The 21,883-nt window shown below is 67.0% G+C and carries 25 protein-coding genes and 1 riboswitch; of the genes, 15 read left to right on the forward strand and 10 right to left on the reverse strand.

Annotation, left to right across the window (positions count from 1 at the left end):
• The first annotated feature begins 2 nt into the window (after window positions 1-2).
• Window positions 3-386 (forward strand): D-ribose pyranase, encoded by a 384-nt coding sequence (gene rbsD / locus JX613_RS13430; protein WP_207101975.1) that lies wholly within the window; start codon window positions 3-5, stop codon window positions 384-386.
• A gap of 64 nt (window positions 387-450) precedes the next feature.
• Window positions 451-588 (forward strand): entericidin EcnAB, encoded by a 138-nt coding sequence (locus JX613_RS13435; protein ID WP_154763261.1) that lies wholly within the window; start codon window positions 451-453, stop codon window positions 586-588.
• A gap of 35 nt (window positions 589-623) precedes the next feature.
• Here the strand turns inward: JX613_RS13435 and JX613_RS13440 are convergent, their stop codons facing one another.
• A complete protein-coding gene (locus tag JX613_RS13440; RefSeq protein ID WP_207101976.1) occupies window positions 624-881 on the reverse strand; it encodes a hypothetical protein in 258 nt (85 codons plus the stop codon).
• Window positions 882-952: 71 nt separating this feature from the next.
• Here JX613_RS13440 and JX613_RS13445 point away from each other — a divergent pair, with 71 nt between their 5' ends.
• A complete protein-coding gene (locus JX613_RS13445) occupies window positions 953-1,333 on the forward strand; it encodes a hypothetical protein (protein WP_207101977.1) in 381 nt (126 codons plus the stop codon).
• A 33-nt stretch (window positions 1,334-1,366) separates the two neighbouring features.
• Window positions 1,367-1,846, forward strand: coding sequence for an REP-associated tyrosine transposase (locus JX613_RS13450; protein ID WP_207101978.1), 480 nt, complete (start codon window positions 1,367-1,369; stop codon window positions 1,844-1,846).
• Window positions 1,847-2,092: 246 nt separating this feature from the next.
• On the opposite strand, the gene JX613_RS13455 is transcribed toward JX613_RS13450, so the two are convergent.
• Genes JX613_RS13455 through JX613_RS13470 form a run of 4 tightly spaced genes read right to left on the reverse strand, consistent with a single transcriptional unit; the run spans window position 2,093 to window position 6,463 of the window.
• A complete protein-coding gene (locus JX613_RS13455) occupies window positions 2,093-2,947 on the reverse strand; it encodes a hypothetical protein (protein ID WP_207101979.1) in 855 nt (284 codons plus the stop codon).
• A gap of 56 nt (window positions 2,948-3,003) precedes the next feature.
• Window positions 3,004-4,800, reverse strand: a complete 1,797-nt coding sequence (gene lepA / locus JX613_RS13460; protein ID WP_207101980.1) for a translation elongation factor 4 — start codon at window positions 4,798-4,800, stop codon at window positions 3,004-3,006.
• Between the two features lie 51 nt (window positions 4,801-4,851).
• Window positions 4,852-5,733, reverse strand: coding sequence for a DMT family transporter (locus JX613_RS13465; protein ID WP_207101981.1), 882 nt, complete (start codon window positions 5,731-5,733; stop codon window positions 4,852-4,854).
• The gene (locus JX613_RS13470; protein ID WP_237168563.1) at window positions 5,726-6,463 is read right to left on the reverse strand and encodes an HAD family hydrolase; all 738 of its coding nucleotides are present in this window, start codon (window positions 6,461-6,463) and stop codon (window positions 5,726-5,728) included. The genes JX613_RS13465 and JX613_RS13470 overlap by 8 nt, the downstream gene beginning before the upstream one ends.
• Before the next feature lie 35 nt (window positions 6,464-6,498).
• On the opposite strand from JX613_RS13470, the gene JX613_RS13475 reads away from it, so the two are divergent.
• The 7 genes from JX613_RS13475 (at window position 6,499) to JX613_RS13505 (ending at window position 12,512) form a co-directional block, all read left to right on the forward strand.
• Window positions 6,499-6,684 (forward strand): heavy-metal-associated domain-containing protein, encoded by a 186-nt coding sequence (locus tag JX613_RS13475; RefSeq protein ID WP_207101982.1) that lies wholly within the window; start codon window positions 6,499-6,501, stop codon window positions 6,682-6,684.
• A 153-nt stretch (window positions 6,685-6,837) separates the two neighbouring features.
• The gene (locus tag JX613_RS13480; protein ID WP_207101983.1) at window positions 6,838-7,140 is read left to right on the forward strand and encodes a hypothetical protein; all 303 of its coding nucleotides are present in this window, start codon (window positions 6,838-6,840) and stop codon (window positions 7,138-7,140) included.
• Between the two features lie 6 nt (window positions 7,141-7,146).
• Entirely contained in the window at window positions 7,147-7,824 is a 678-nt protein-coding gene (locus JX613_RS13485) for an NAD-dependent deacylase (protein WP_207101984.1), read from the forward strand.
• A gap of 29 nt (window positions 7,825-7,853) precedes the next feature.
• Window positions 7,854-8,045: riboswitch (cobalamin riboswitch) on the forward strand.
• A gap of 130 nt (window positions 8,046-8,175) precedes the next feature.
• Entirely contained in the window at window positions 8,176-10,002 is a 1,827-nt protein-coding gene (locus tag JX613_RS13490; RefSeq protein WP_207101985.1) for a TonB-dependent receptor domain-containing protein, read from the forward strand.
• Complete coding sequence (locus JX613_RS13495) at window positions 9,989-10,792, forward strand: ABC transporter substrate-binding protein (RefSeq protein WP_336512305.1); 804 nt, start codon at window positions 9,989-9,991, stop codon at window positions 10,790-10,792. Before JX613_RS13490 ends, JX613_RS13495 begins: the two co-directional genes overlap by 14 nt.
• Complete coding sequence (locus tag JX613_RS13500) at window positions 10,789-11,775, forward strand: FecCD family ABC transporter permease (protein WP_207101987.1); 987 nt, start codon at window positions 10,789-10,791, stop codon at window positions 11,773-11,775. Before JX613_RS13495 ends, JX613_RS13500 begins: the two co-directional genes overlap by 4 nt.
• Entirely contained in the window at window positions 11,772-12,512 is a 741-nt protein-coding gene (locus tag JX613_RS13505) for an ABC transporter ATP-binding protein (RefSeq protein WP_207101997.1), read from the forward strand. Before JX613_RS13500 ends, JX613_RS13505 begins: the two co-directional genes overlap by 4 nt.
• On the opposite strand, the gene parA is transcribed toward JX613_RS13505, so the two are convergent.
• Together parA and JX613_RS13515 are read right to left on the reverse strand one after the other, a co-directional pair.
• A complete protein-coding gene (parA, locus tag JX613_RS13510; protein WP_207101988.1) occupies window positions 12,509-13,144 on the reverse strand; it encodes a ParA family partition ATPase in 636 nt (211 codons plus the stop codon). The genes JX613_RS13505 and parA overlap by 4 nt on opposite strands.
• A 77-nt stretch (window positions 13,145-13,221) precedes the next feature.
• Complete coding sequence (locus JX613_RS13515; protein WP_207101989.1) at window positions 13,222-13,545, reverse strand: antibiotic biosynthesis monooxygenase family protein; 324 nt, start codon at window positions 13,543-13,545, stop codon at window positions 13,222-13,224.
• 121 nt (window positions 13,546-13,666) lie between these two features.
• On the opposite strand from JX613_RS13515, the gene JX613_RS13520 reads away from it, so the two are divergent.
• Window positions 13,667-14,707 carry a dipeptidase gene (locus JX613_RS13520; RefSeq protein WP_207101990.1) on the forward strand — a complete coding sequence of 347 codons (1,041 nt, stop codon included), beginning with the start codon at window positions 13,667-13,669 and terminating at the stop codon, window positions 14,705-14,707.
• Window positions 14,708-14,779: 72 nt separating this feature from the next.
• Here the strand turns inward: JX613_RS13520 and JX613_RS13525 are convergent, their stop codons facing one another.
• Both JX613_RS13525 and hemA read right to left on the reverse strand, forming a co-directional pair.
• Window positions 14,780-15,997 carry a helix-turn-helix domain-containing protein gene (locus tag JX613_RS13525; protein ID WP_237168565.1) on the reverse strand — a complete coding sequence of 406 codons (1,218 nt, stop codon included), beginning with the start codon at window positions 15,995-15,997 and terminating at the stop codon, window positions 14,780-14,782.
• A 168-nt stretch (window positions 15,998-16,165) separates the two neighbouring features.
• Complete coding sequence (gene hemA / locus JX613_RS13530) at window positions 16,166-17,395, reverse strand: 5-aminolevulinate synthase (RefSeq protein ID WP_207101992.1); 1,230 nt, start codon at window positions 17,393-17,395, stop codon at window positions 16,166-16,168.
• Between the two features lie 166 nt (window positions 17,396-17,561).
• Between hemA and JX613_RS13535 the strand changes: the two genes are divergently transcribed.
• Entirely contained in the window at window positions 17,562-18,947 is a 1,386-nt protein-coding gene (locus tag JX613_RS13535) for a M20/M25/M40 family metallo-hydrolase (protein WP_207101998.1), read from the forward strand.
• 84 nt (window positions 18,948-19,031) lie between these two features.
• Here the strand turns inward: JX613_RS13535 and JX613_RS13540 are convergent, their stop codons facing one another.
• Window positions 19,032-19,592 carry a transglycosylase SLT domain-containing protein gene (locus JX613_RS13540; protein WP_237168566.1) on the reverse strand — a complete coding sequence of 187 codons (561 nt, stop codon included), beginning with the start codon at window positions 19,590-19,592 and terminating at the stop codon, window positions 19,032-19,034.
• Between the two features lie 362 nt (window positions 19,593-19,954).
• Between JX613_RS13540 and gatB the strand changes: the two genes are divergently transcribed.
• Complete coding sequence (gene gatB, locus JX613_RS13545; protein ID WP_207101994.1) at window positions 19,955-21,469, forward strand: Asp-tRNA(Asn)/Glu-tRNA(Gln) amidotransferase subunit GatB; 1,515 nt, start codon at window positions 19,955-19,957, stop codon at window positions 21,467-21,469.
• Window positions 21,470-21,550: 81 nt separating this feature from the next.
• A partial coding sequence (locus JX613_RS13550) for a DUF4177 domain-containing protein (RefSeq protein WP_207101995.1) occupies window positions 21,551-21,883 on the forward strand: 333 nt, incomplete at its 3' end.

The following is a 21,883-nucleotide window of genomic DNA, read 5'->3' on the forward strand; positions in this document are numbered from 1 at the left end:
CCATGAAGCGCGCCACCCTGATCCATTCCGAACTGTCCGGCCTGATCGCCGCGATGGGCCATGGCGACCTGCTGGTGATCGGCGACGCGGGCCTGCCGGTCCCGCCCGGCGTGCGCTGCATCGACCTGGCGGTCATGCGTGGCGTGCCCCGGTTCCTGGATGTGCTGGATGCGGTGCTGACCGAGCTGGTGGTGGAACGCTCTGCCTGGGCCAGCGAGGCGGGCGCGGATCTGCACCAGGCCTTGCAGGGGCGCGACCTGGGCCAGGGCCGCACCCTGCCCCATGACGCCTTCAAGGCGCTGACCCGCGACGCGCGCGCGGTCGTGCGCACCGGAGAATTCACCCCCTATGCCAATGTCGCGCTGTGGTCCGGCGTGGCGTTCTGAGCCCTTGGAACCTGCGGCAGGGGACCGCGTTCCGCTGGCAGATCATGGCAAAGGAGTGTGACGGATGCAGAAGACCCTTATCGGCCTTGGCGCCATTCTTGCGATGATGACGCTGGCTGGCTGCCAGACCGCCCAGGGCCTTGGCCGCGACGTCTCGACCGCGGGTCAGGTGATCCAGCAGGAAAGCGCGCAGGCGATGTGATGACAAAGGCGGCCCCCGGGGGCCGCCTTTGATGCTTACCGGGCCGACGGATGCTGTTTCGCCGCAGCCCGGATCCGGTTGGCGATGGGCCAGGTCCAGCCGATCTGCCGCGAACGGTTGGGCCGCAGGTAAACCCAGTTCAGCAGCGCGGCGGGCACGCCTAGGGCCAGGCCGATGACCGCGCCCCAGATGAAGGTGGCGGCCGTGACATAGCCCATGGCCAGCCCCGCGATCACCACCGCCCCGCCGATCGAGGCGACCCAGATATGGATCAGGAACAGTCGAAGATGCATGATCATGCTCCGATGAAAGGGTCCAGTGAAACGAACGGGCGGCAAGGGCGGTTCCAGTTCAGGAGGATGCGATGCGACTGACGTTTCTTGCGGCCCTGCTGCTGCCCCTGCCTGCGGCGGCGTGGACCGCGCAGAACGGCATGACGGCGGTGCGGTCCGGCCCGTCCGAGATCACCGTCATCCACGAGGTCCGGCGCGGCGACACCGATTACTGGTGCGCCGCGGGCGATTTCGCGCAGCGAGAGATGGGGGTGCCGGGGAACACGCGCCTTTGGCGCGCCTCGCCCAAGCCACGAGGGGCGGGGGACGGGATCGTCTTCACGCTGGACGAGGCAAAGGCGGCCCCCGGTGCGGGCCTGTCGCAATTCGGCAGCGGCCCGCGGGACGGCTCGATCCCGGTCAGCATGGCGGTGGGCAGCTTTTGCCGGGTGATCGTGCCGTATTTCGATTAACGGTTCTGCAACCGGACCGCGCGATGATGGGGCATGTCGCGCTATCTCCGCCCTCGCCTGCCCGGCGTTCCGGTCTTCTTCACCGTCGCCCTGGCGCAGCGGGGCAGCCGGCTGCTGGTGAGCCACGTCGATGGCTTGCGCCATGCGGTGAAGGTAACACGGGCGGAACGGCCTTTTGCGATAGACGCGTGGGTAGTCTTGCCGGATCACCTGCATTGCATCTGGCGCTTGCCGGATGGGGATTGCGATTATTCAACAAGGTGGCGGTTGATCAAGGCGCGGTTCTCCCAAGGTTTGCCGGTGGGGCAGTTGCGCGACAGTCATGTGGCGCGGTCCGAGCGCGGCATCTGGCAGCGGCGGTTTTACGAGCACCACATCCGCAATGACGATGATTACGCGGCGCATATGCGGTATTGTTGGTGGAACCCGGTGAAGCATGGGTTTGTGGATCAGCCCGAGGATTGGCCGTATTCGTCATTCCACCGGGATAAAGCCGCCGGGAAGGTGGCGTAGGGTGCGTGTTTACACGCACCTTTGCGCAAGCGGTGAGGCCGGAGTGGTGCGTGCAAGCACGCACCCTACGCTTGCGGGTTCAATCCGGTAAAGCATGGATGGGTGGAACACCCCGAAGATGGGCCGTATTCGCCATTCCACCGCGACAAGGCCGCCGGAAAGCTGGCCTAGGGTGCGTGTTTACACGCACCGTTGCTCAAGGGGTGAGGCCGAAGTGGTGCGTGCAAGCACGCACCCTACGCTTGCTTATGGTTCATCATCGTCATCTGGCAAGTCAAATATTTGGTGCACTTCTATAATTCTATACGCTAATGGTCGATCTCCTCTATATTGCACCGAAACATCGACGCTAAAGCCCTTCTTAAAAATATTTTCTTGCGACTCTCGTATTTCATACTTAATACGCTCTTCCGCAAGATCGGAAGCATATATGATGGGAAGACTGTTTTGAGATATTTCCGGAATCACCGCCTTCTCACCGCTTCTTCTATCAATCGGCGCATTAGTAATATCTGATCTTGTGAAATACATGAGCTTCCTGTGATGTGTCTTATCACTGTCCTGCTCAAGTCTTTTAAATTCGCCTTCGATTGTCTTCTCAACAACACGAGCTTGAGCAGTTGAGAACCTGAAAGCTGCTTTGATCTCTCGCTTTCCATCTTCAAAAGTTGCCACTTCAATTATAGATGAGGCATTTGGATCGCGAGCGATAGCTTCAACTGCTCCTGCAAAAGTTCTAAGATCAGACTTAGACATCCCTTCAGGAACTAGGCCGCTCGCCAATGTTGTTATGCGACTCCCCCACTTGGCAACAAAGTCAATTGCTTGATCTACCTGCGCTGCATGTGACACTACCACAGGAAAAGCAGTTGCAACGAGTGGGACCAAGTCAGCAACAATTGATCCGCTTCTTACTTGAGTGATAAATATCTCGGCACGACCGTCCAATCCCTTCTTCTCAAAAGTTTCCTGATATTCCTTCGCAAGAGAAGTGAACGCCCGGACAAAAGCCCCAACCTCAACTGGCTCAGAATTATCAATAATTAAAGTTAGAACAACGGATCCGTCTGGCAAATCACTGTGAGAAACAACACCAGACAAAATTCACCTCCTCAAAACGCATTTTTAGTTAAATTAAGAGGCAGCACATAAGCCCCTCACTCCATCTTCAACGCCTGAATAAACGCCGTCTGCGGAATCTCCACCTTCCCGAACTGGCGCATCTTCTTCTTCCCGGCCTTCTGCTTCTCCAGCAGCTTCTTCTTGCGCGTGGCGTCGCCGCCATAGCACTTGGCCGTCACGTCCTTGCGCATGGCCGACAGCGTTTCTCGGGCAATCACCCGCGCGCCGATGGCGGCCTGGATCGGGATCTTGAACATGTGCCGGGGGATCAGTTCCTTCAGCTTTTCCACCATCACCCGGCCCCGCGCCTCGGCGCGGTCGCGGTGGACCATGATGGACAGGGCGTCCACGGGTTCGTCGTTGACCAGGATCGACATCTTGACCAGGAAATCCTCGCGGTATTCGCTGATCTGGTAATCGAAGCTGGCATAGCCCTTGGTCACCGACTTCAGCCGGTCGTAGAAGTCGAAGACGACCTCGGCCAGGGGCAGGTCATAGACGACCATCGCGCGGCTGCCCGCATAGGTCAGGTCCAGCTGGATGCCGCGGCGGTCCTGGCACAGCTTCAGCACGTCGCCCAGGTATTCGTCGGGGACCATGATCGTGGCCTTGATGCGCGGCTCCTCGATATGGTCCACATGGGTCAGGTCGGGCATGTCGGCGGGGTTGTGCAGGTCGCGCACCTCTCCATCCCGCATGTGCAGCTTGAAGACCACGCTGGGCGCGGTGGTGATCAGGTCCAGGTCATATTCGCGTTCCAGCCGGTCGCGGATCACCTCCAGGTGCAGCAGGCCCAGGAAGCCGCAGCGGAAGCCGAAGCCCAACGCGGCCGAGGTTTCCATCTCGTAGCTGAAAGAGGCGTCGTTCAGCGCCAGCTTCTCAATGGCGTCGCGCAGGGCCTCGAAATCGTTGGCGTCCACGGGGAACAGCCCGCAGAAGACCACCGGCTGGGCGGGCTTGAAGCCCGGCAGCGCCTCGGTCGCGCCCTTCTTTTCGTGGGTGATGGTGTCGCCCACGCGGGTGTCGCGGACCTGCTTGATGGATGCGGTGAAGACGCCGATCTCGCCCGGTCCCAGTTCCGCGATGTCCACCATCTGCGGGGTCAGGACAGCCAGCTTGTCGATGCCGTAGACCGCGCCGGTCTGCATCATCTTCACGCGGTCGCCCTTGCGGATCACGCCGTCCATCACGCGGATCATCACGACGACGCCCAGGTAGGCGTCATACCACGAATCCACCAGCATGGCTTTCAGCGGCGCGTCGCGGTCGCCCTTGGGGGCGGGCAGGCGCGTGACGATGGCTTCCAGCACGTCGGGGATGCCCAAGCCGGTCTTGGCGGAAATCGGGATCGCGTCCGAGGCGTCGATGCCGATCACCTCCTCGATGTTTTCTTTCACGCGCTCGGGTTCGGCGGCGGGCAGGTCGATCTTGTTCAGGACCGGCACGATCTCGTGCCCTGCGTCGATAGCCTGATAGACATTGGCCAGCGTCTGCGCCTCGACCCCCTGGGAGGCGTCCACGACCAGAAGCGAGCCTTCGACCGCGCGCATGGACCGGCTGACCTCGTAGGCGAAGTCCACATGGCCCGGCGTGTCGATCAGGTTCAGCACATAGGTCTGGCCGTCGCGCGCCGGATAGACGATGCGGACGGTGTTGGCCTTGATGGTGATGCCGCGTTCCCGCTCGATATCCATGCTGTCCAGCATCTGGGCCTTCATGTCGCGGTCGGCGACAGTGCCCGTGGACTGGATCAGCCGGTCGGCCAGGGTGGATTTGCCGTGGTCGATATGGGCCACGATGGAGAAATTGCGGATCAGGGAAAGCTCGGTCATGGCCGGGCTATACAAGGGCTTTGGCCTTGCGGGAAGGGGATTTTGCAGGGGTCAGGCGGCGGCCAGGCGCGCGCGCCGCAGACGCGCCTCGCGCCACATGGAATAGATGCCGGCGCCTGCGATCAACGCGGCCCCGGCCAGGGTCAGGGCGTCGGGCCGTTCGCGGAAGATCGTCACCGCCAGCAGCATCGCAAACAGCAGCCGGGAATAGCGGAACGGCGCGATCACCGCGATTTCCGCGATGCGGGTGGCGATGACCATGGTGATATAGCCCAGAAGGCCAAAGCACAGCGTCGCGGCCATTAGCGCCCCCTGACCCGGCGTGGGGGTGACCGCCCCCTGCCCGCCCACCGCCATCAGCAGCAGCCCGGCAAGGCCCATGGACCCAAAGGCCCCGGCGGACAGCAGGCCCGACCCCACGACGGGCGGCAGGCGGCGGGTGATCAGGTCGCGCACGGCCAGCGCCAGCACGGCGATGACGGCGAAGATCGAGCTGACCTCGAACGCCGCGGTGCCGGGCTTGACGATCAGCAGCACGCCCGCAAAGCCCACGGCGATGGACAGCCAGCGGCGCCAGCCGACCTGTTCGCCCAAAAACAGCGCCGCGCCCAGGGTCATCAGCAGGGGCTGCGCCTGAAGGATGGCGGATGCGATGGACAGGTCGCCGGTCGCCAGCGCGGTGACAAAGGTGATGGCGCAGATGCCCTCGCACAGGTTGCGCAACGCCACTTGGGGCCGCAGCAGGGCACGCAGGTTCAGGCCCTCGCGCCCCAGGGCGATCCACAGGCCGAAGACCACCATCCCGGCAAAGCCGATCACGGCCAGCAACTGCCCGGTGGGAATGCTGCCCGACAGGCCCTTCAGCAGCGCATCCTCGGCGGCGAAGGCAGCCATGGCCAGCACCATCAGCAGGGCGGCGCGCAGGTTATGCATCGCCCGCCTCCAGCCGCGCGACCAGGGCGGGCAGGCCGGCGATGGTCTGTAGCCGGTGCGCGCGGGGATGGTCGGGCGCCTCGGCATGTTCGATGGCCCAGGTCAGGGCGTGGGGGATGAAGACGCCGTGGCCGCCCAGGTCCACCACGGGCAGCACGTCGCTTTTCATGGAATTGCCCACCATCACGAAGCGGTCCGCCGCGACGCCTGCACGAAACAGCACGCGGGCATAGGATTCGGGCGACTTGTCGGCCAGGATCTCGATGGCCTCGAAGCGGTCTGCCAGGCCGGATGCGGCGATCTTGCGTTCCTGGTCTATCAGGTCGCCCTTGGTGATCAGGATCAGCCGCCGCCCTTCCAGCGCGTCCAGCGCCTGCGGGACGCCGGGCAGCAGATCGACCGGATGGGCCAGCATGTCCTGGCCCAGTTCCAGGATGCGGCCGATGGCGCGGCCGTCGATGCGCCCGTCGGTCAGCTCGATCGCGGTCTGGACCATCGACAGCATGAAGCCCTTGATGCCGAAGCCGTATCGGGCCAGGTTCGCGCGTTCCACGTCCAGAAGGCGGCTGGCGATGTCGGCGCCCTCGGCATGGTCGCCCAGCAGGGCCACGAACTCGGCCTCGGTCACGCGGAAGAAGGTCTCGTTTTCCCACAGGGTGTCGTCGGCATCCAGCCCGATGGCCTCGATCATTGCATCCCCCGTCTTGCCCTTGCCGTCTTGCAGGATCATGCTGCGCCCGACTTGTCAAACCCCAGGGGCCAGCCATGACCTTCACCGTTCCCGACATAACCTGCGGCCATTGCAAGGCCGCCATCGAGGCCGCCATCGCCCAGGCGGGCGGCAACGCCACCGTCGATCTGTCGCAGAAAAGCGTCACGGTCGACGGGCTGGACCGTGACCGCGCCGTCCAGGCGATTCGCGACGCGGGCTACGAGGTCGGCGCGGCGTAAGCGCCGCAACGCCCCGGCCCCCAGCCGACGCCCGGGACCACACCGCATGATTGAGCGGGCGGGCCGTTCCTGCTAGGATCGCGGCTGGACGGGCATCGCAGACCGGGTTCAACCGGCCCCCGCCATCCGACAAGGCAACCGAGGAGACAGCCCATGCTCAACCGTTTCGTCATTGCGGCGGCCGCCATCATGATGACCGCACCCCTGGCCGTGGCGGGCCCCATCGACAACGCCTGCGTCCGGTCCGAACGCGCGCGCGGCAATGCGCCCTTGTGCGGCTGCATCCAGCAGGTCGCGAACCAGACCCTGTCGCGGTCCGACCAGCGCCGCGCCGCCGCCTTCTTCCGCGACCCGCACGAGGCGCAAGAGGTCCGCATGTCCAAAAGCAACGCCGACAATGCCTTCTGGGCGCGCTACAAGCGGTTCGCCTCTCAGGCCGAGGCCTATTGCCGGTAGGGCCCCTTGCGCATCACCGTCCTGACCGGCGCGGGCATTTCCGCCGAAAGCGGCCTTGCCACCTTTCGCGCCGTCGATGGGTTGTGGGAAAGCCACCGGATCGAGGACGTGGCGACGCCCGAAGGCTTCGCCGCCGACCCGGCGCTGGTCCACCATTTCTACAACATGCGCCGCGCGAACGCCTCGGCGGCGCAGCCCAATGCCGCCCATCTGGCATTGGCCGATCTGGCGCGGCGGCACGACCTGACGCTGGTCACGCAGAATGTCGATGACCTGCACGAACGCGCGGGCAGCCCGGATGTGATCCACATGCACGGCGCGCTGAACACCGCGCTCTGCGCCGCCTGCGGGCACCGCTGGCCCGCGCCCGCCGTCATGGCCCCCGGCGATCCCTGCCCCGCCTGCGCCCGCCCCGCGACCCGCCCCGACATCGTCTGGTTCGGGGAAATGCCCTATCACATGGAGCGGATCTGGGACGCGCTGGAGAACGCCGACCTGTTCGCGGCCATCGGCACCTCGGGCAATGTCTATCCGGCGGCGGGATTCGCCCAACATGCCCGGCGGCGTGGCGTGGACTGCGTGGAGCTGAACCTCGATGCCAGCGCCAATGCCCGCGACTTCCACCGCCGCATCACCGGCCCCGCCAGCCGCACCGTGCCGGAATGGGTGGCCTCGCTGGGCTGATTGTTCTTGCCTTGACGCGGCGGCATCGGTTAAGGCGGCCGGGCCTCGGTTCCGGGTTCACACCCGGTTAAAAGGGAACGCGGTGAAAATCCGCGACTGCCCCCGCAACTGTCAGCGGAGAGCGAGGCCGGATCAACGCCACTGTCCCGCGTGCGGGATGGGAAGGCCCGGCCAAGCGATGACCCGCAAGTCAGGAGACCTGCCGAACGCGATCACCCTGACGGCGCGCGTGGGGCGCGCCGGATGCGGAAACTTCCGTCGTGGTGGTGTCGCTGTCCGGCGGGTGCAAACCCTTTCGGACGAACCGCATCGCGCCCGGGCCCTGCCCGGGTTCCTGGAAGGATGTCATTCGTGACCGCAAGACCAGTTTTCCTGACATTGACCGCCGCCCTGGCCCTGACCACCGCCCTGCCCGCCGCCGCGCAGGATGCCGTGCAGCAGCCCATCATCCTGGACGACATCACCCTGACCGCCAACCGCGAGCCTGTGGAACTCAGCCGCTCGGGCAGTTCCGTGTCCGTGCTGGCGGGCGAGGATCTGGAAGACCGCGCCAGCCAGCCCCTGTCGCGCAGCCTGACCCGCCTGCCGGGCGTGACGCTGATCCAGCGCGGGCCTTTGGGGACCACGGGATCGGTGGAAGTCCGTGGCGCGCCCGCCCGTTACGTTCCGGTGGTGATCGACGGGATCGAGGTTTCCGATTCGACCGCCCCGACCCCTTCCTATGATATCGGCGGCCAGATCACGGCGGGCGTCAGTCGTGTCGAATTGCTGCGCGGCGCCCAGTCCGCGCTTTACGGGTCACGCGCCATTGCGGGCGTCCTGACGCTGGAATCCCTGCGCCCGACCGAGGACGGCCTGCACCACCATTTCGGGATCGAGGCCGGCAGCTTCGACACCCTGACCGCCAGCTATGGCGCGACGCTGCGCCGGGCCGACACCGATCTGGCCTTCCAGGTCAGCCATGTCCGCACGGACGGCTTTTCCGCCCTGGACGAGGATGACGGCAACTTCGAGGAAGACGGATACGAGGCGACGCGCCTGTCCTTCTACAGCGCGCACCGGCTGGAAAACGGCGCGACCATCGGCTTCAACGGCTTCTGGGAAGACAGCACCGGCGATTTCGACGATTTCAGCGACGTGGCGGGCACGCCGGGCGACGATTATTCGGAAACCGAATCCTATGGCCTGCGCGGCTTTGCGCAGTTCACGACCGGCGCGGTGGATCACGACATCGCCCTGACCCGCTATCGCATCGCGCGCGACAGCTATTACGATGCCATCCCCACATCGTTTGAGGGCACCCGCACCAGGCTGTCCTGGCAGGGCGCGACCGATATCGGCCAGGGCGTCCGCGCCGTCTTCGGCGCCGATACCGAGAAGGAGGAAGCCGAGGGCAACGGCGACGCCCGCCTTACCGGCGTCTTCGTGGAAACGACCGCCGCCCTGGGCGACCGGATGGACATCACCACCTCGCTGCGCCGCGACGACCATTCGCGCTTTGGCGGCTTCACCTCGGGGCGGGTGGCCGCCGTTTATCGCGCCGATGGCGACCTGCTGTTGCGTGCGGCGCTTGGCAACGGCTTCCGCGCGCCGTCGTTGTATCAGCTGTTCAGCATCTACGGCGACCCGACGCTGGAACGCGAGGAAAGCCGCACCTACGAACTGGGCGTCGAAAAGCAATGGGGCGACAGTCACCTGCGCGCGACGGCATTCTGGCTGAAGGTGGACAACCTGATCGGCTGGGATGATCGCGGCACGGCGGACTGGATGGACGACGGCTATAACCAGATCGACGGCACCGCCCGCCGCCGGGGCGTGGAAATCGACGGCCGCTTTGCCTTCGGCGCGGGCCATGCGCTGACCGCCAGCTATACCTTCATCGACAACCAGACCGATGTCGAGGGTTGGGCCCGCGTCCCCGAACGCGTCCTGAACCTGGGGGCTGAGACGACCTTCGCCACCGGCACCACGGCGGGGATCGACCTGCAGCACGTCGCCGGGCGGGCGGACGGCCTGGACGACTTCACCACCGTCGATCTGCTGGTCAGCCATCCCGTCCGCGACAATGCCACCGCCTATCTGCGCCTGGAGAACGTGTTCGACGAGGATTACCAGTGGGTCAGCGGCTATGGCACCTCGGGGCGCGCGGTCTATGCGGGGCTGCGTGCGTCGTTCTAGGGCGATCCTGGCGGCGGCCCTGATCGCCGCCGCCTGTCCCGCCGCCTCTGGAACAAGGGGGGCGGCGCCGCAGCGCGTGGTGTCGATGAACCTGTGCAGCGACCAGCTTGCGATGATGCTGGCCGCTCCGGGGCAGCTGGTCTCGGTCAGCAGCCTTGCCCGGGATCCGCGCCTGTCGCCGATGGCGGACCGGGCCGCAGCCTACAAACCCAACACCGGCCGGGCCGAGGAGATCTACCTGATGCGCCCCGACCTGGTGATCGCGGGCACCTATACCCCGCCCGCGACGGTGGAGATGCTGCGCCGCCTGGGCGTCCGGGTCGAGGTGCTGCCCCCGGCCGAGGATTTCGACGCCATCCGAACCGAGATCACCCGCATGGGCGCGTTGCTGGGCCAACCAGAGGCCGCGCGCGACCTGCAGGCCCGCTTCGACGCCGATCTGGCCGCCGCGCGCCGCAGGACGGACCAGGGCCGCGCGGCGATCTATGAAGCGAACGGCTTCACCTCGGGGCCGGACACGCTGGCCGGGTCCATCCTCGGGGCGGCGGGTTACGCCAATATCGCCGCCGATTACGGCATCACCGCCACGACGGCCCTGCCGATGGAACTGCTGGTCATGGCCGACCCCGACCGCCTGATCACCGGCGCCCGGTGGCCCGGCCAGTCGAACGGAGAGGCGATCCTGGACCACCCCGCCCTGGCCGCCGTCCAGCCCGAACCGCAGGTGACCGGCCGCGACTGGATCTGCGGCACGCCCTTTGTCACCCGCGCCATCCGGTCGCTGGAATGAGGGGGCTGTTCCTCGCCCTCGCGGCCCTGGTGGCGGCGCTGTTCGTCGTCTCGCTGCTGACCGGCCCGGCGGGGCTGCCCGCGACCGATTCGCTGCGCGCGCTGGCCCTGGGCGGGGACGGGCCCCTGCCCATCGTGATGCGCGAAATCCGCCTGCCCCGCGCGATCCTGGGGCTGGCGGTGGGCGCGGGCCTTGGCCTGACCGGCGCGGCGCTGCAGGGATACCTGCGCAATCCGCTGGCCGAACCGGGGCTGATCGGGATTTCCGGCATGGCCGCCCTGGGCGCGGTCATCGCGATCCAGACCGGGCTGTCGATGGTGGCCGCGCTGGCCCTGCCGCTGGCCGCCCTTGTGGGCGCGGCGGCGGGGGTGGCGCTGCTGGTGGCGCTGGCCGGGCCGCGCGGGGGTTCGGTCACGCTGATCCTGGCGGGGGTGGCGATTTCGGCGCTGGCGGGCGCGGGCACCGCGCTGGTGCTGAACCTGTCGCCCAACCCTTATGCCGCCAGCGAGATCGTCTTCTGGCTGATGGGATCGCTGGCCGACAGGTCCATGCTGCATGTCGGGCTGGCCGTGCCGCCCATGGCGCTTGGCGCGGCGCTGGTCCTGTCCACCCGCCGCGCGCTGGACGCCCTGACCCTGGGCGAGGCCGCGGCGCAGGCGCTTGGCATCAGCGGGCCGTCGCTGCGCTGGCGTCTGGTCGCGGGCACGGCGCTGATCGTCGGTCCTGCGACCGCCGTGGCAGGCGCCATCGGCTTCGTGGGCCTGGTCGTCCCGCATGTGCTGCGGCCCTGGGTCGGCGCGCGGCCCTCGGCCCTGCTGCCCGCCTCGGCGCTTGGCGGGGCGGCGCTTCTGCTGGCATCCGACATTGCGGTGCGGCTGATCGTGCCCGACCGCGACCTGAAGCTGGGCGTGCTGACCGCCATCGTCGGCGCCCCCCTGTTCCTGCACCTGATCTGGAAAACTCGCAGCGGAGGACGCGTCTGATGGTCCTGCGCCTGTCCGACCTTTCCGTCACCCGCCGCCGCCGCCCGGTGCTGCACGGCGTCAGCCTGACCCTGTTCCCGGGCGAGTTCGTGGGCCTGATCGGCCCCAACGGTGCGGGCAAGTCGTCCCTGATGGAGGCCGCGCTTGGCCTGATCCCCTTCACGGGCCAGTCCTCGCTGGCGCAGATGCCCGCAACCGACCGCGCGCGTCACGCCGCCTATCTGCCGCAGGCGCGCGAGATTGCCTGGCCTGTCAGCGTCGCCGATCTGGTGGCCCTGGGCCGCATCCCCTGGCCGGGCGGCGGCCGCAGCGGCCTGGACCGCATCGCCACCGACGCCGCCATCGCCCGCATGGGGCTGGAACCCTTTCGCAAGCGCACCGCCCTGCGCCTGTCCGGGGGCGAACAGAACCGCGCCCTGATCGCCCGCGCGCTGGCGCAGGACACGCCCCTGCTGATCGCGGACGAACCCATCGCCGGGCTGGATCCGGCGCAGCAACTGGCCTGCCTGCGGCTGTTCCGGGAACTGGCATCCGAAGGCAGGACGGTGCTGGCCTCGATCCACGACCTGGGGCTGGCGGCGCGGTTCTGCACGCGGCTGGTGCTGCTGGCGGGCGGGCATGTGCTGGCCGACGGCCCCGTTGACGCAGTCCTGCGGGACGACCTGCTGCGCCGCGCCTTCGGCATCACCGTCCGCCGGGTCGAGACGCCGGACGGCCCGGCGATCCTGCCCCTCTAGGCGATCGCCGCCAGAACCTCGTCCGTCAGCTTGACGATCTCGTCCCGCGCGGGGCCATTGCGGGCGCGTTCCAGCGCGCCCACGCCCTGCCCCAGCGTTTCCGCGTAAAGCACCCGGTTCGCCAGCTGCGTGCCTGCTACCTCGGCGCCCAGATCGGCCGCCTTCTGCGCGACCTCGGCCGACAGGCGCGTGTTCGGACGCACGCGGTTCATCACCACCAGCACCCGGGCCTTTTCGCGGCGCGCCAGATCCAGCACGCCCTCGGTCGCCCACAGGTCCACATGGCTGGTCGCCACCGGCACCAGCACCAGGTCTGCCACCCGCAGCGCCGGGCGCAGGTCGCTGTCGATCTTGGGCGGCGTGTCGATGATCACGAAATCGAACCGCTTCTTCAGCTTTTCGGACTCGTAGCTGGCCCCCCAGGCCGACGAGGTGGAAAAATCCATGGCCTCGTCCTCGCCCCGGGCCTGCATCCGTTCGATGAACCAGCGCCCCATGCTGCCCTGCGGGTCGGTATCGACCAGGGCTACGGAATGGCCGCGTTCGTGCAGGCTGACGGCCAGGTTGACGGCCAGCGTGGTCTTGCCGGAACCGCCCTTCTGCTGGGCGACCGTGATGATCCTGCCTGCCATCGTGCCTCCTGCCCCTTGGTTGACGAAAGGTTAGCGGGCGGGCGCTGCGATTGCACGGGTTTTCTGCACCTGCAGCATCAGCGGTCGAAGACGGCCTGCACCTCGTACATCACCGGCTCGAAGCTTTTGCACATGCCGTTGATGTCGCGGTTGCGGCGGCGCATTTCGGGCTCGCGCAGCATGGCCTGGTAATCCTTGCGGTCGCGCCATTGCGAATAGGTGGCGATCCGGGTCTGGGCGTCGTTCAGGTGGATCGCGCCCGCGACGAAGCCCGGCTGGCGGCGGATCACCTGGTCCCAGGCATCGGTCAGCAGATCCAGCACGTCATGGGCGCTGCCGGGCGTCACCTCGAAGGTGGTGATGACGGTCTGGCCGTCGAAGTCGGGGCGGATGTCGGGCATGGCTGGCGTCTCCTGTAGCTTGCCGGGGCCAGCCTAGCGCCGAATCGCAGCTTGCGCCAAGCGCGCCCATTGCCGCCCGCGCCCGGATGTGCATGGTCGGCAGGAAACCAAGGAGCGACCGATGATCCCGGTATTCGACGGCCACAACGATTTCCTGCAACGCGCCGTGGCGTCCGGCCCCGCCGTCTGGCTGAACGGCGACGGCACGGGCCACCTGGACCTGCCGCGTGCCCGGGCGGGCGGGCTGGTCGGCGGCTTTTTCGCGATCTGGATCCCGGCGCCGATGAACCCCAACGACGCCGCCGCCGTAGCGCTGATGGAAAACCCGCCCTATGCCATGCCCCTGCCCGAGGAGATCCCCTTCCACGCCGCCCTGCCCCATGCCTTCGCCCAGGCCACGGCCCTGAAGGCGCTGGAGCGGACGGGCACGCTGGACATCGTGACCTCGGCCCGGGGCCTCCGCGAAACAGTGGCCGCAGGCCGCATCGCCGCGATCATGCACATGGAAGGGGCCGAGGCGATCCCCGACATGGACGCGCTGCACCTGTGGCACGCGGCGGGGCTGCGGTCGCTGGGGCCGGTCTGGTCCCGGCCCACCGCCTATGCCGAAGGGGTTCCCTTTGCCTTCCCCTCGACCCCCGACACGGGCGCGGGCCTGACGGATGCAGGCAAGACCCTGGTCCGCGAATGCAATAGCCTGCGGATCATGCTGGATCTGTCGCACCTGAACGAGGCGGGCTTTAACGACGTGGCCGCCCTGTCGGATGCGCCGCTGGTCGCCAGCCACAGCTGCGTCCATGCCATCAGCGAAAGCAGCCGCAACCTGACCGACCGGCAATTGCAGGTGATCGCCGACAGCGGCGGCCTCGTGGGCCTGAACTTCGCCTCCAGCTTCCTGCGCCCGGATGGCCGCCGCCTGCCGCTGGAGGGCTTCGACACCATGCTGCGCCACCTGGACCACCTGCTGGCGATCATGGGAGAGGACGGCGTGGCGCTCGGCTCGGATTTCGACGGCGCGCTGATGCCGCGCGACCTGCCCGACGCCGCCGCCCTGCCTGCGCTGATCGGCGCCATGCAGGATCACGGCTATGGCGAGCCCCTGATCCGCAAGATCGCGAGCGAAAACTGGATCACCCTGCTGGAACGCACCTGGGGCGAATAGCCCTTTCATCTTGGCTCAAATATCCCGGGGGTCCGGGGGCTGGCCCCCGGCCTTCGCGGGACGCAAGACCCGCTATTCAGTCGCCGTGGCCTGCGCGTCCGGCGCAGGCGTGGCCTGGGCTACCGCGATCATCTGCGCCAGTTCGGGATCCGCGTTCAGATCCGCCAGGGCATACTTGCCCGTCACGTCCTCGGGCGACAGCTTGATGTTCTTGACCACCTGCGGTCCGGGCGCTGCGGGCCCATAGGTCTGGCCGTTCACCGCGAAATAGACCGCGCCGGAATTGCCCGTGCGCAGCACCGGCGGTTCTTCCAGGCTGGGCAGCGTGAAGCGTTCGCCCGCGTCCATGATCTTTTCCAGCAGCACCGTTCCGTCGGCCGAAGTGACGCGCACCCAGGCCGGGCGCGCCGCCAGAAGCTCCAGCGCGGGCGCATCGGGCGCGACCGTGATCGCGGCGGTGGTCTGTTCGGGCATCGGCGGGCCGAAGGGGGCCTGCGCGGCCTCGGCCAGGGCCTGCTGGATGGCGGTCGCCGCGCCGGGCGCCGCCTGGGCCACGGCCGCCTCGCCCACGGCGGGAACCTGGGTCAGGCCCGGGTCGATGGCGGCGATCGGCCCGTCGCGCGCGGTCAGGACCGGCGCTTCCAGGATCTGCGGGCGGTACAGGCGGTCCAGCCCCTCGGGCTGCGGCAGGTTCTCGGCCAGTTCGGTCGTGTCCGACAGATCCAGCGGCGGCTCGGCCATGTCGGCGCCTTCGACGGGGTCCAGCGCCGCCACCACGCCCGGCGCATTCTCGCCCGGCGTCAGGGTGACGCGCTGCACCTCTTGCAGGACGGACCAGCCGCCATAGGCCAGGCCGCAGACCAGCGCGATCAGCACCAGCACCGCGCCGATGGCGCGCGGCTCGATATCGGACCAGAAGCTTTCGGGCTGCGGGATGAACAGCGCCTTGGGATTGGCCAGCGCCTCGACCGGGTCGGACGGACGCCGGGCGGGCTTGGGACCGGCCGCGGCTGGCGCCATGCCATGGGTCGGCTGGAAACCGGATTCCAGGCAGAACCGGCGGAAGGTCCAGTCGGCATCCATGCCCAGATAGCGCGCATAGGACCGCACATAGCCCGACACGAAGCTGGGCGTGTCGAATGCCGTGATATCGCAATTCTCGATTGCGGCGACATAGGATGCGCGGATGCGAAGCTCTCGCTGCACGTCCAGCAGCGACTTGCCCAGGGTTGCCCTTTCGCCCCGCATGATGTCGCCAAGGCGCGTGTCGTCACCGAGGAAATGGTCCATTCCCTCCACCCGCGAATCCTCTTCTGCCGGGTTCTCAGCCCGCAGCCTGCTCATTTTCTGGTCTGCCTCATAGCCCGATGCCGGAACACCGCCCGAATCGAACGGTTCCTTGCTTTTCATTACCGCGAGCTTATCACGCAGGCGAGAGCAGTTCACCAAGCGATTTGATTACGCGCTCATTTCCTGGCGGTTGAGCGCACAATGTGACCACAGCTTGTCCATCGCCTTGACCAGGTGGTCGATCTGGCGCGGCGCATGGACGGGCGAGGGGGTGAAGCGCAGCCGTTCCGTGCCGCGCGGCACGGTCGGGAAGTTGATCGGCTGGACATAGATGCCATAGTCGCGCAGCAGCATGTCCGACAGCATCTTGCAATGGACCGGATGGCCCACATGGACGGGCACGATATGGCTGCCGTGGTCGATGATCGGCATCCCCAGCGATTTCAGCCGCATCTTCAGGATCCGCGCGTGCAACTGCTGGGCATCGCGCAGGTGCTGGCCTTCCTGGGTCTTCAGGAAGCGGATCGAGGCCGCAGCGCCCGCCGCCACCGCAGGCGGCAGCGAGGTGGTGAAGATGAAGCCCGGCGCATAGGACCGGATCGCGTCCATCATTTTGGCCGTGCCCGCGATATAGCCGCCGAAGACGCCGAATGCCTTGCCCAGCGTGCCGTTGAAGATGTCGATGCGGTCCATCAGCCCGTCGCGTTCGGCCACGCCGCCACCGCGGGGACCATACATGCCGACCGCGTGAACCTCGTCCAGGTAGGTCAGGGCGTTGAATTCGTCCGCCAGGTCGCAGATCGCCTTGATCGGGCCGAAATCGCCGTCCATCGAATAGATCGACTCGAACGCGATCAGCTTGGGCAGGCTGGGATCGTCGGCGGCCAGCAACTGCCGCAGATGGGACACGTCGTTGTGGCGGAAGATGCGCTTGGCGCCGTCGAACCGCTTGATCCCCTCGATCATGGAGGCGTGGTTCAGCTCGTCCGAATAGATGATCAGGCCCGGGAACAGCTTGCGCAGCGTGGACAGCGTCGCGTCGTTCGCGGTGTAGGCGCTGGAAAACACAAGCGCCGCTTCCTTGCCGTGCAGGTCGGCCAGCTCCGCTTCCAGCCGCTTGTGGTAAACCGTCGTGCCTGAAATGTTGCGCGTCCCGCCGGACCCCGCGCCCACGGCGTCCAGCGCCTCGTGCATCGCCGCCAGCACCACGGGATGCTGGCCCATGCCCAGGTAGTCGTTGCCGCACCAGACGGTGATGTCCTGCGTTTCGCCATCGGGGCGCGTCCAGACGGCCTGGGGGAACTGGCCCTTCACCCGCTCGATGTCGATGAAGGTCCGATAGCGGCCTTCCTCATGCAGCCGACCGATAGCCTGGTCCAAGGCGGCATCATAGTTCATTGCGGGCGTTCCCTTGCATAGCTGGCTGGGGGCAATCATTGTCAGATCGCGCGCGGTCCTGCGTTGATACATGTCAAATGCCGCAAATGACAGGTCGAAATTGTCGCAGATCGACCAAAGGACCATTCGCGAAGCCTAGAAAACGACTCGGGAAAGCAGGATGACGATGGCGGAAGACAGCAGACTAGATGAGGTTTTGGCCCGGCTGGATCAAGGGCTGGACGCGGCCCTGAAGCGGCTTGCGGCGTTTTTACGCATTCCCTCGATCTCGACCGATCCGGCCCATGCGGGCGATGTGCGGCAGGCGGCGGAATGGCTGCGGGACGAACTGGCGGGGATCGGGTTCGACGCGGCCATCCGCGACACGCCGGGGCACCCGATGGTGGTCGCGCGGTCGCAGCCCGGCGGCGCGCGGCCCCTGCTGTTCTATGGCCATTACGACGTGCAGCCGGTCGATCCCCTGTCGCTCTGGGACCGCCCACCCTTCGACCCCCGGATCGAGGACACGCCCGCCGGCCCCGTCATCCGCGCGCGCGGCGCCTCTGACGACAAGGGCCAGCTGATGACCTTCGTCGAGGCCTTCCGCGCCTGGCGCGATGTCCATGGCGCATTGCCAAGCGACCTGATCCTGCTGTTCGAGGGCGAGGAGGAGTCGGGTTCCCCTTCCCTGCGCCCCTTCCTGCGCGACAATGCGACTGAACTCCGCGCATCCCTGGCGATGATCTGCGACACCGAACTGTTCGGCGGCACCCGCCCCGCCATCGTCACGCAACTGCGCGGGCTGGTGGGCGAGGAGGTGGTGATCCGGGGCGCCGACCGCGACCTGCATTCCGGCCTGTTCGGCGGGCTGGCGGCCAATCCGATCATGGTTCTGGCGCAGGCGCTGGCCGCGCTGAAGGACGCCGACGGCCGCGTCACGCTGCCCGGCTTCTACGACGGCGTGCAGGATCTGTCGCCCGACCTGCGCCGCGATTGGGAATCGCTGGGGTTTGATGCGGCCGCGATGCTGGGCCGCGTGGGCCTGTCCCACCCCATCGGCGAGCGGGACCGGATGCCGGTCGAGATGGCCTGGAACCGCCCCACGGCGGAAATCAACGGCATCACCGGCGGCTATACCGGCGACGGCTTCAAGACCGTGCTTCCCGCCGAGGCGCGGGCCAAGGTCAGCTTCCGCCTGACCGGCACCCAGGATCCCGCCCGCATCCGCGCGGCCTTCCGCGACCATGTCCGCCGCTACCTGCCGCCCGATTGCAGGGTGGAGTTCCACGAACACGGCGGCAGCCCGGCCAGCGTCATGGACACCCGCGATCCGGCCTTTGCGGCCGCCCGCGCCGCCCTGGGCGAGGAATGGGGGCAGGATGCGGCGTTCATCGGCAGCGGCGGCTCGATCCCGATCGCGGGCGACTTCAAGACGATCCTGGGCATGGACTCGATGCTGGTCGGCTTCGCCCGCGACGACGACCGCATCCATTCCCCGAACGAGAAATACGACGTGCAAAGCTTCGCCAAGGGCGCGCGGTCCTGGGCGCGCATCCTCGCCGCGCTGCGCTGAAAACACGAAAGGGCGGGAAAACCCGCCCTTCTTCGTTGCCTAAATACCCGGGGTGAGGTCCGAAGGACCGAGGGGCAAAGCCCCTTACGCCTTGGGCTTGCAATAGCTCTGGCTGCTGGTCCAGGCGGCGATGTCCGCGCGCTTGGACGCATTGCGCAGGGGCGCCCAATCCCGCGCGATGCCGCGCCAGCCGTTGCCGTCATGGGCGACCGCGTTGTCGCGCGCGACCTGCCGCGACATGATCTTGACCGCGCAGGACATGTTGTCGCCGCCGTTCTTGATGTTGCCGTCGCAGCCATAGTTGCGCCATGTCGCGGGCGCGATCTGCATCAGGCCCAGCCATTTCCCGCCGCCGCCGCTGGCCTGCGGGTTGTAGGTGCTTTCGTGCTTGGCGACCGCCGACAGAAGCCCCGCCCAGAAAGCCTTGCGCCCGGTCGGGTTCAACTGCGCATAGTTCGGGCAGAAGGTGTCGATGTCACCGGGCACGCGGGACAGGATCGTGACCCCTTCCCGGTCCAGCGCCGACAGCGTGGCACGGGTCCACTGGTCCGATCCGGCGGCCTGGCCCCACCGCATCGGCGGCTGGCTTGCCAGTTGCATCTGCTGTGCCTCGGTCGCGGCCTTGCTTTCGGATTGCGGGGTCATGGTGGACTGGCAAGCAGCAAGAAAGGCCAGGGCGGCAAGGGGCACAAGCGCAGATCGCATCCGATCCTCGTAGGGTTGTTTCGTCGAACAAACCCATAGCCCCGTTGGAAAATCTGGCAAGACGCAGGCCAACCCATCGGCGGCATCACGCCAAGCGCCGGAATTCCGATGGTCGGAAATCCGCCGAAAGGGCCCTAGAAAACCCCCTCGTTAACGCTTTGCACGCCCTTTTCTGCCAGACGCCTGATTCGCGGTCGCGGAGCTCAAGGGCGATTTGCACCCGCCGCCCCCGTGACATCGCCCGCGCGCTGACCTAAAAGACCTGCACCCCTTATACTCGTTCGACCCATCCGAGGTTCCCGATGCTTGACCACCTTTCCTTCACAGCCCCGCAGCCCAAGACCATCGCCGGGGCGAAGGGAGACTGGGAACTGGTCATCGGGCTAGAGGTCCATGCCCAGGTCGCATCGAACGCCAAGCTGTTTTCCGGCGCCTCGACCGCCTTCGGGGCCGAACCCAACAGCCATGTGGCCTTTGTGGATGCGGCGATGCCGGGGATGCTGCCGGTCATCAACGAATTCTGCGTGGCCCAGGCCGTGCGCACCGGCCTTGGCCTGAAGGCCGCGATCAACCTGCGTTCGGCCTTTGACCGCAAGAACTATTTCTACCCCGACCTGCCGCAGGGCTACCAGATCAGCCAGCTTTACCACCCCATCGTGGGCGAGGGCGAGGTGATCGTGGACATGGCCCCGGGCGTCGCCCGCCGCGTGCGCATCGAACGCATCCACCTGGAACAGGACGCGGGGAAATCCATCCACGACATGGACCCGACCATGTCCTTCGTGGACCTGAACCGCACGGGCGTGGCCCTGATGGAGATCGTCAGCCGCCCCGACATCCGGGGGCCGGAGGAAGCGGCGGCCTATGTCGCCAAGCTGCGCCAGATCATGCGCTATCTGGGCACCTGCGACGGCAACATGCAGAACGGCAACCTGCGCGCCGACGTGAACGTCTCGGTCTGCGCGCCGGGCGCCTATGAACGCTACCAGGAAACGCAGGATTTCAGCCACCTGGGCACCCGCTGCGAGATCAAGAACATGAACTCGCTGCGCTTCATCCAAGCCGCCATCGAATACGAGGCCCGCCGCCAGATCGCCATTATCGAGGACGGCGGCACGGTGGTGCAGGAAACCCGCCTCTATGACCCCGACAAGGGCGAAACCCGGTCCATGCGGTCCAAGGAGGAAGCGCATGACTACCGCTATTTCCCCGACCCGGACCTGCTGCCCCTGGACATCGAACAGGCCTGGGTGGACGACATCGCCCGCGCCATGCCGGAACTGCCGGACGAGAAGAAGGCCCGCTTCGTGCGAGACATGGGGCTTTCGGAATACGACGCGGGCGTGCTGACCGCCGAGGTCGAGAACGCCGATTACTTCGAGGCCGTCGCCAAGGGCCGCGACGGCAAGCAGGCCGCGAACTGGGTCATCAACGAGCTGTTCGGCCGGCTGAACAAGGAAGGGCTGAGCGTCGAGACCTCGCCCGTGTCGGCGGCCCAGCTTGGCGGGGTGATCGACCTGATCGCCTCGGGCGCGATTTCCGGCAAGATCGCCAAGGACGTGTTCGAGATCCTCTGGACCGAGGGCGGCGATCCCGCGCAGATCGTGGAATCGCGCGGCATGAAGCAGGTCACCGACCTGGGCGCCATCGAGGCGGCCGTGGACGAGATCATCGCGGCCAACCCCGCCCAGGTCGAAAAGGCCCGCGCCAATCCGAAACTGGCGGGCTGGTTCGTGGGACAGGTGCTGAAGGCCACCGGCGGCAAGGCCAACCCGGCGGCGGTCAACGATCTGGTCGCGAGGAAACTGGGGATGTGACCGGGGGGATCCGGCGCCTGGAACCTCGCACCCCACATCAGGTTATCGCGGGACGCAGCCGCGCATCAAAGGAGCATCGCCTTGGGCCAGTTTGAATACAGCGTCATTCCCGCCCCGTCCCGCGGCGAAAAGGCCAAGGATGCCAGGACGCCGGCGGATCGTTATTCGGTCGCCCTGACGCAGGAATTGAACCGGATGGCGCAGGATGGCTGGGAATATGTCCGCGCCGATGTCCTGCCCTCCGAGGAACGCAGCGGCTTGACCGGGCGCAACACCGTTTACCATAATCTGCTGGTTTTCCGCCGCTCGGTCGCGGCCCCCGCCCCGTCGCAGGCCCGCCCGCCGCAGCCGGAATATCCCGCCGCAGCCGCGCGCGCGCCGGAACCCGTGCCCGCCCTGCCGCAGGCCGCCGCG

Source organism: Paracoccus shandongensis (assembly GCF_017315735.1).
Taxonomy (GTDB): Bacteria; Pseudomonadota; Alphaproteobacteria; order Rhodobacterales; family Rhodobacteraceae; genus Paracoccus; species Paracoccus shandongensis.

Bases quoted from the DNA above. Each gene is read 5' to 3' on its own strand.
- rbsD (WP_207101975.1), top strand. From the start codon at position 3: ATGAAGCGCGCCACCCTGATCCATTCCGAACTGTCCGGCCTGATCGCC.
- JX613_RS13435 (WP_154763261.1), top strand. From the start codon at position 451: ATGCAGAAGACCCTTATCGGCCTTGGCGCCATTCTTGCGATGATGACG.
- JX613_RS13440 (WP_207101976.1), bottom strand. From the start codon at position 881: ATGCATCTTCGACTGTTCCTGATCCATATCTGGGTCGCCTCGATCGGC.
- JX613_RS13445 (WP_207101977.1), top strand. From the start codon at position 953: ATGCGACTGACGTTTCTTGCGGCCCTGCTGCTGCCCCTGCCTGCGGCG.
- JX613_RS13450 (WP_207101978.1), top strand. From the start codon at position 1,367: ATGTCGCGCTATCTCCGCCCTCGCCTGCCCGGCGTTCCGGTCTTCTTC.
- lepA (WP_207101980.1), bottom strand. From the start codon at position 4,800: ATGACCGAGCTTTCCCTGATCCGCAATTTCTCCATCGTGGCCCATATC.
- JX613_RS13465 (WP_207101981.1), bottom strand. From the start codon at position 5,733: ATGCATAACCTGCGCGCCGCCCTGCTGATGGTGCTGGCCATGGCTGCC.
- JX613_RS13470 (WP_237168563.1), bottom strand. From the start codon at position 6,463: ATGATCCTGCAAGACGGCAAGGGCAAGACGGGGGATGCAATGATCGAG.
- JX613_RS13475 (WP_207101982.1), top strand. From the start codon at position 6,499: ATGACCTTCACCGTTCCCGACATAACCTGCGGCCATTGCAAGGCCGCC.
- JX613_RS13480 (WP_207101983.1), top strand. From the start codon at position 6,838: ATGCTCAACCGTTTCGTCATTGCGGCGGCCGCCATCATGATGACCGCA.
- JX613_RS13500 (WP_207101987.1), top strand. From the start codon at position 10,789: ATGAGGGGGCTGTTCCTCGCCCTCGCGGCCCTGGTGGCGGCGCTGTTC.
- parA (WP_207101988.1), bottom strand. From the start codon at position 13,144: ATGGCAGGCAGGATCATCACGGTCGCCCAGCAGAAGGGCGGTTCCGGC.
- JX613_RS13515 (WP_207101989.1), bottom strand. From the start codon at position 13,545: ATGCCCGACATCCGCCCCGACTTCGACGGCCAGACCGTCATCACCACC.
- JX613_RS13520 (WP_207101990.1), top strand. From the start codon at position 13,667: ATGATCCCGGTATTCGACGGCCACAACGATTTCCTGCAACGCGCCGTG.
- JX613_RS13525 (WP_237168565.1), bottom strand. From the start codon at position 15,997: ATGGACCATTTCCTCGGTGACGACACGCGCCTTGGCGACATCATGCGG.
- hemA (WP_207101992.1), bottom strand. From the start codon at position 17,395: ATGAACTATGATGCCGCCTTGGACCAGGCTATCGGTCGGCTGCATGAG.
- JX613_RS13535 (WP_207101998.1), top strand. From the start codon at position 17,562: ATGGCGGAAGACAGCAGACTAGATGAGGTTTTGGCCCGGCTGGATCAA.
- JX613_RS13540 (WP_237168566.1), bottom strand. From the start codon at position 19,592: ATGACCCCGCAATCCGAAAGCAAGGCCGCGACCGAGGCACAGCAGATG.
- gatB (WP_207101994.1), top strand. From the start codon at position 19,955: ATGCTTGACCACCTTTCCTTCACAGCCCCGCAGCCCAAGACCATCGCC.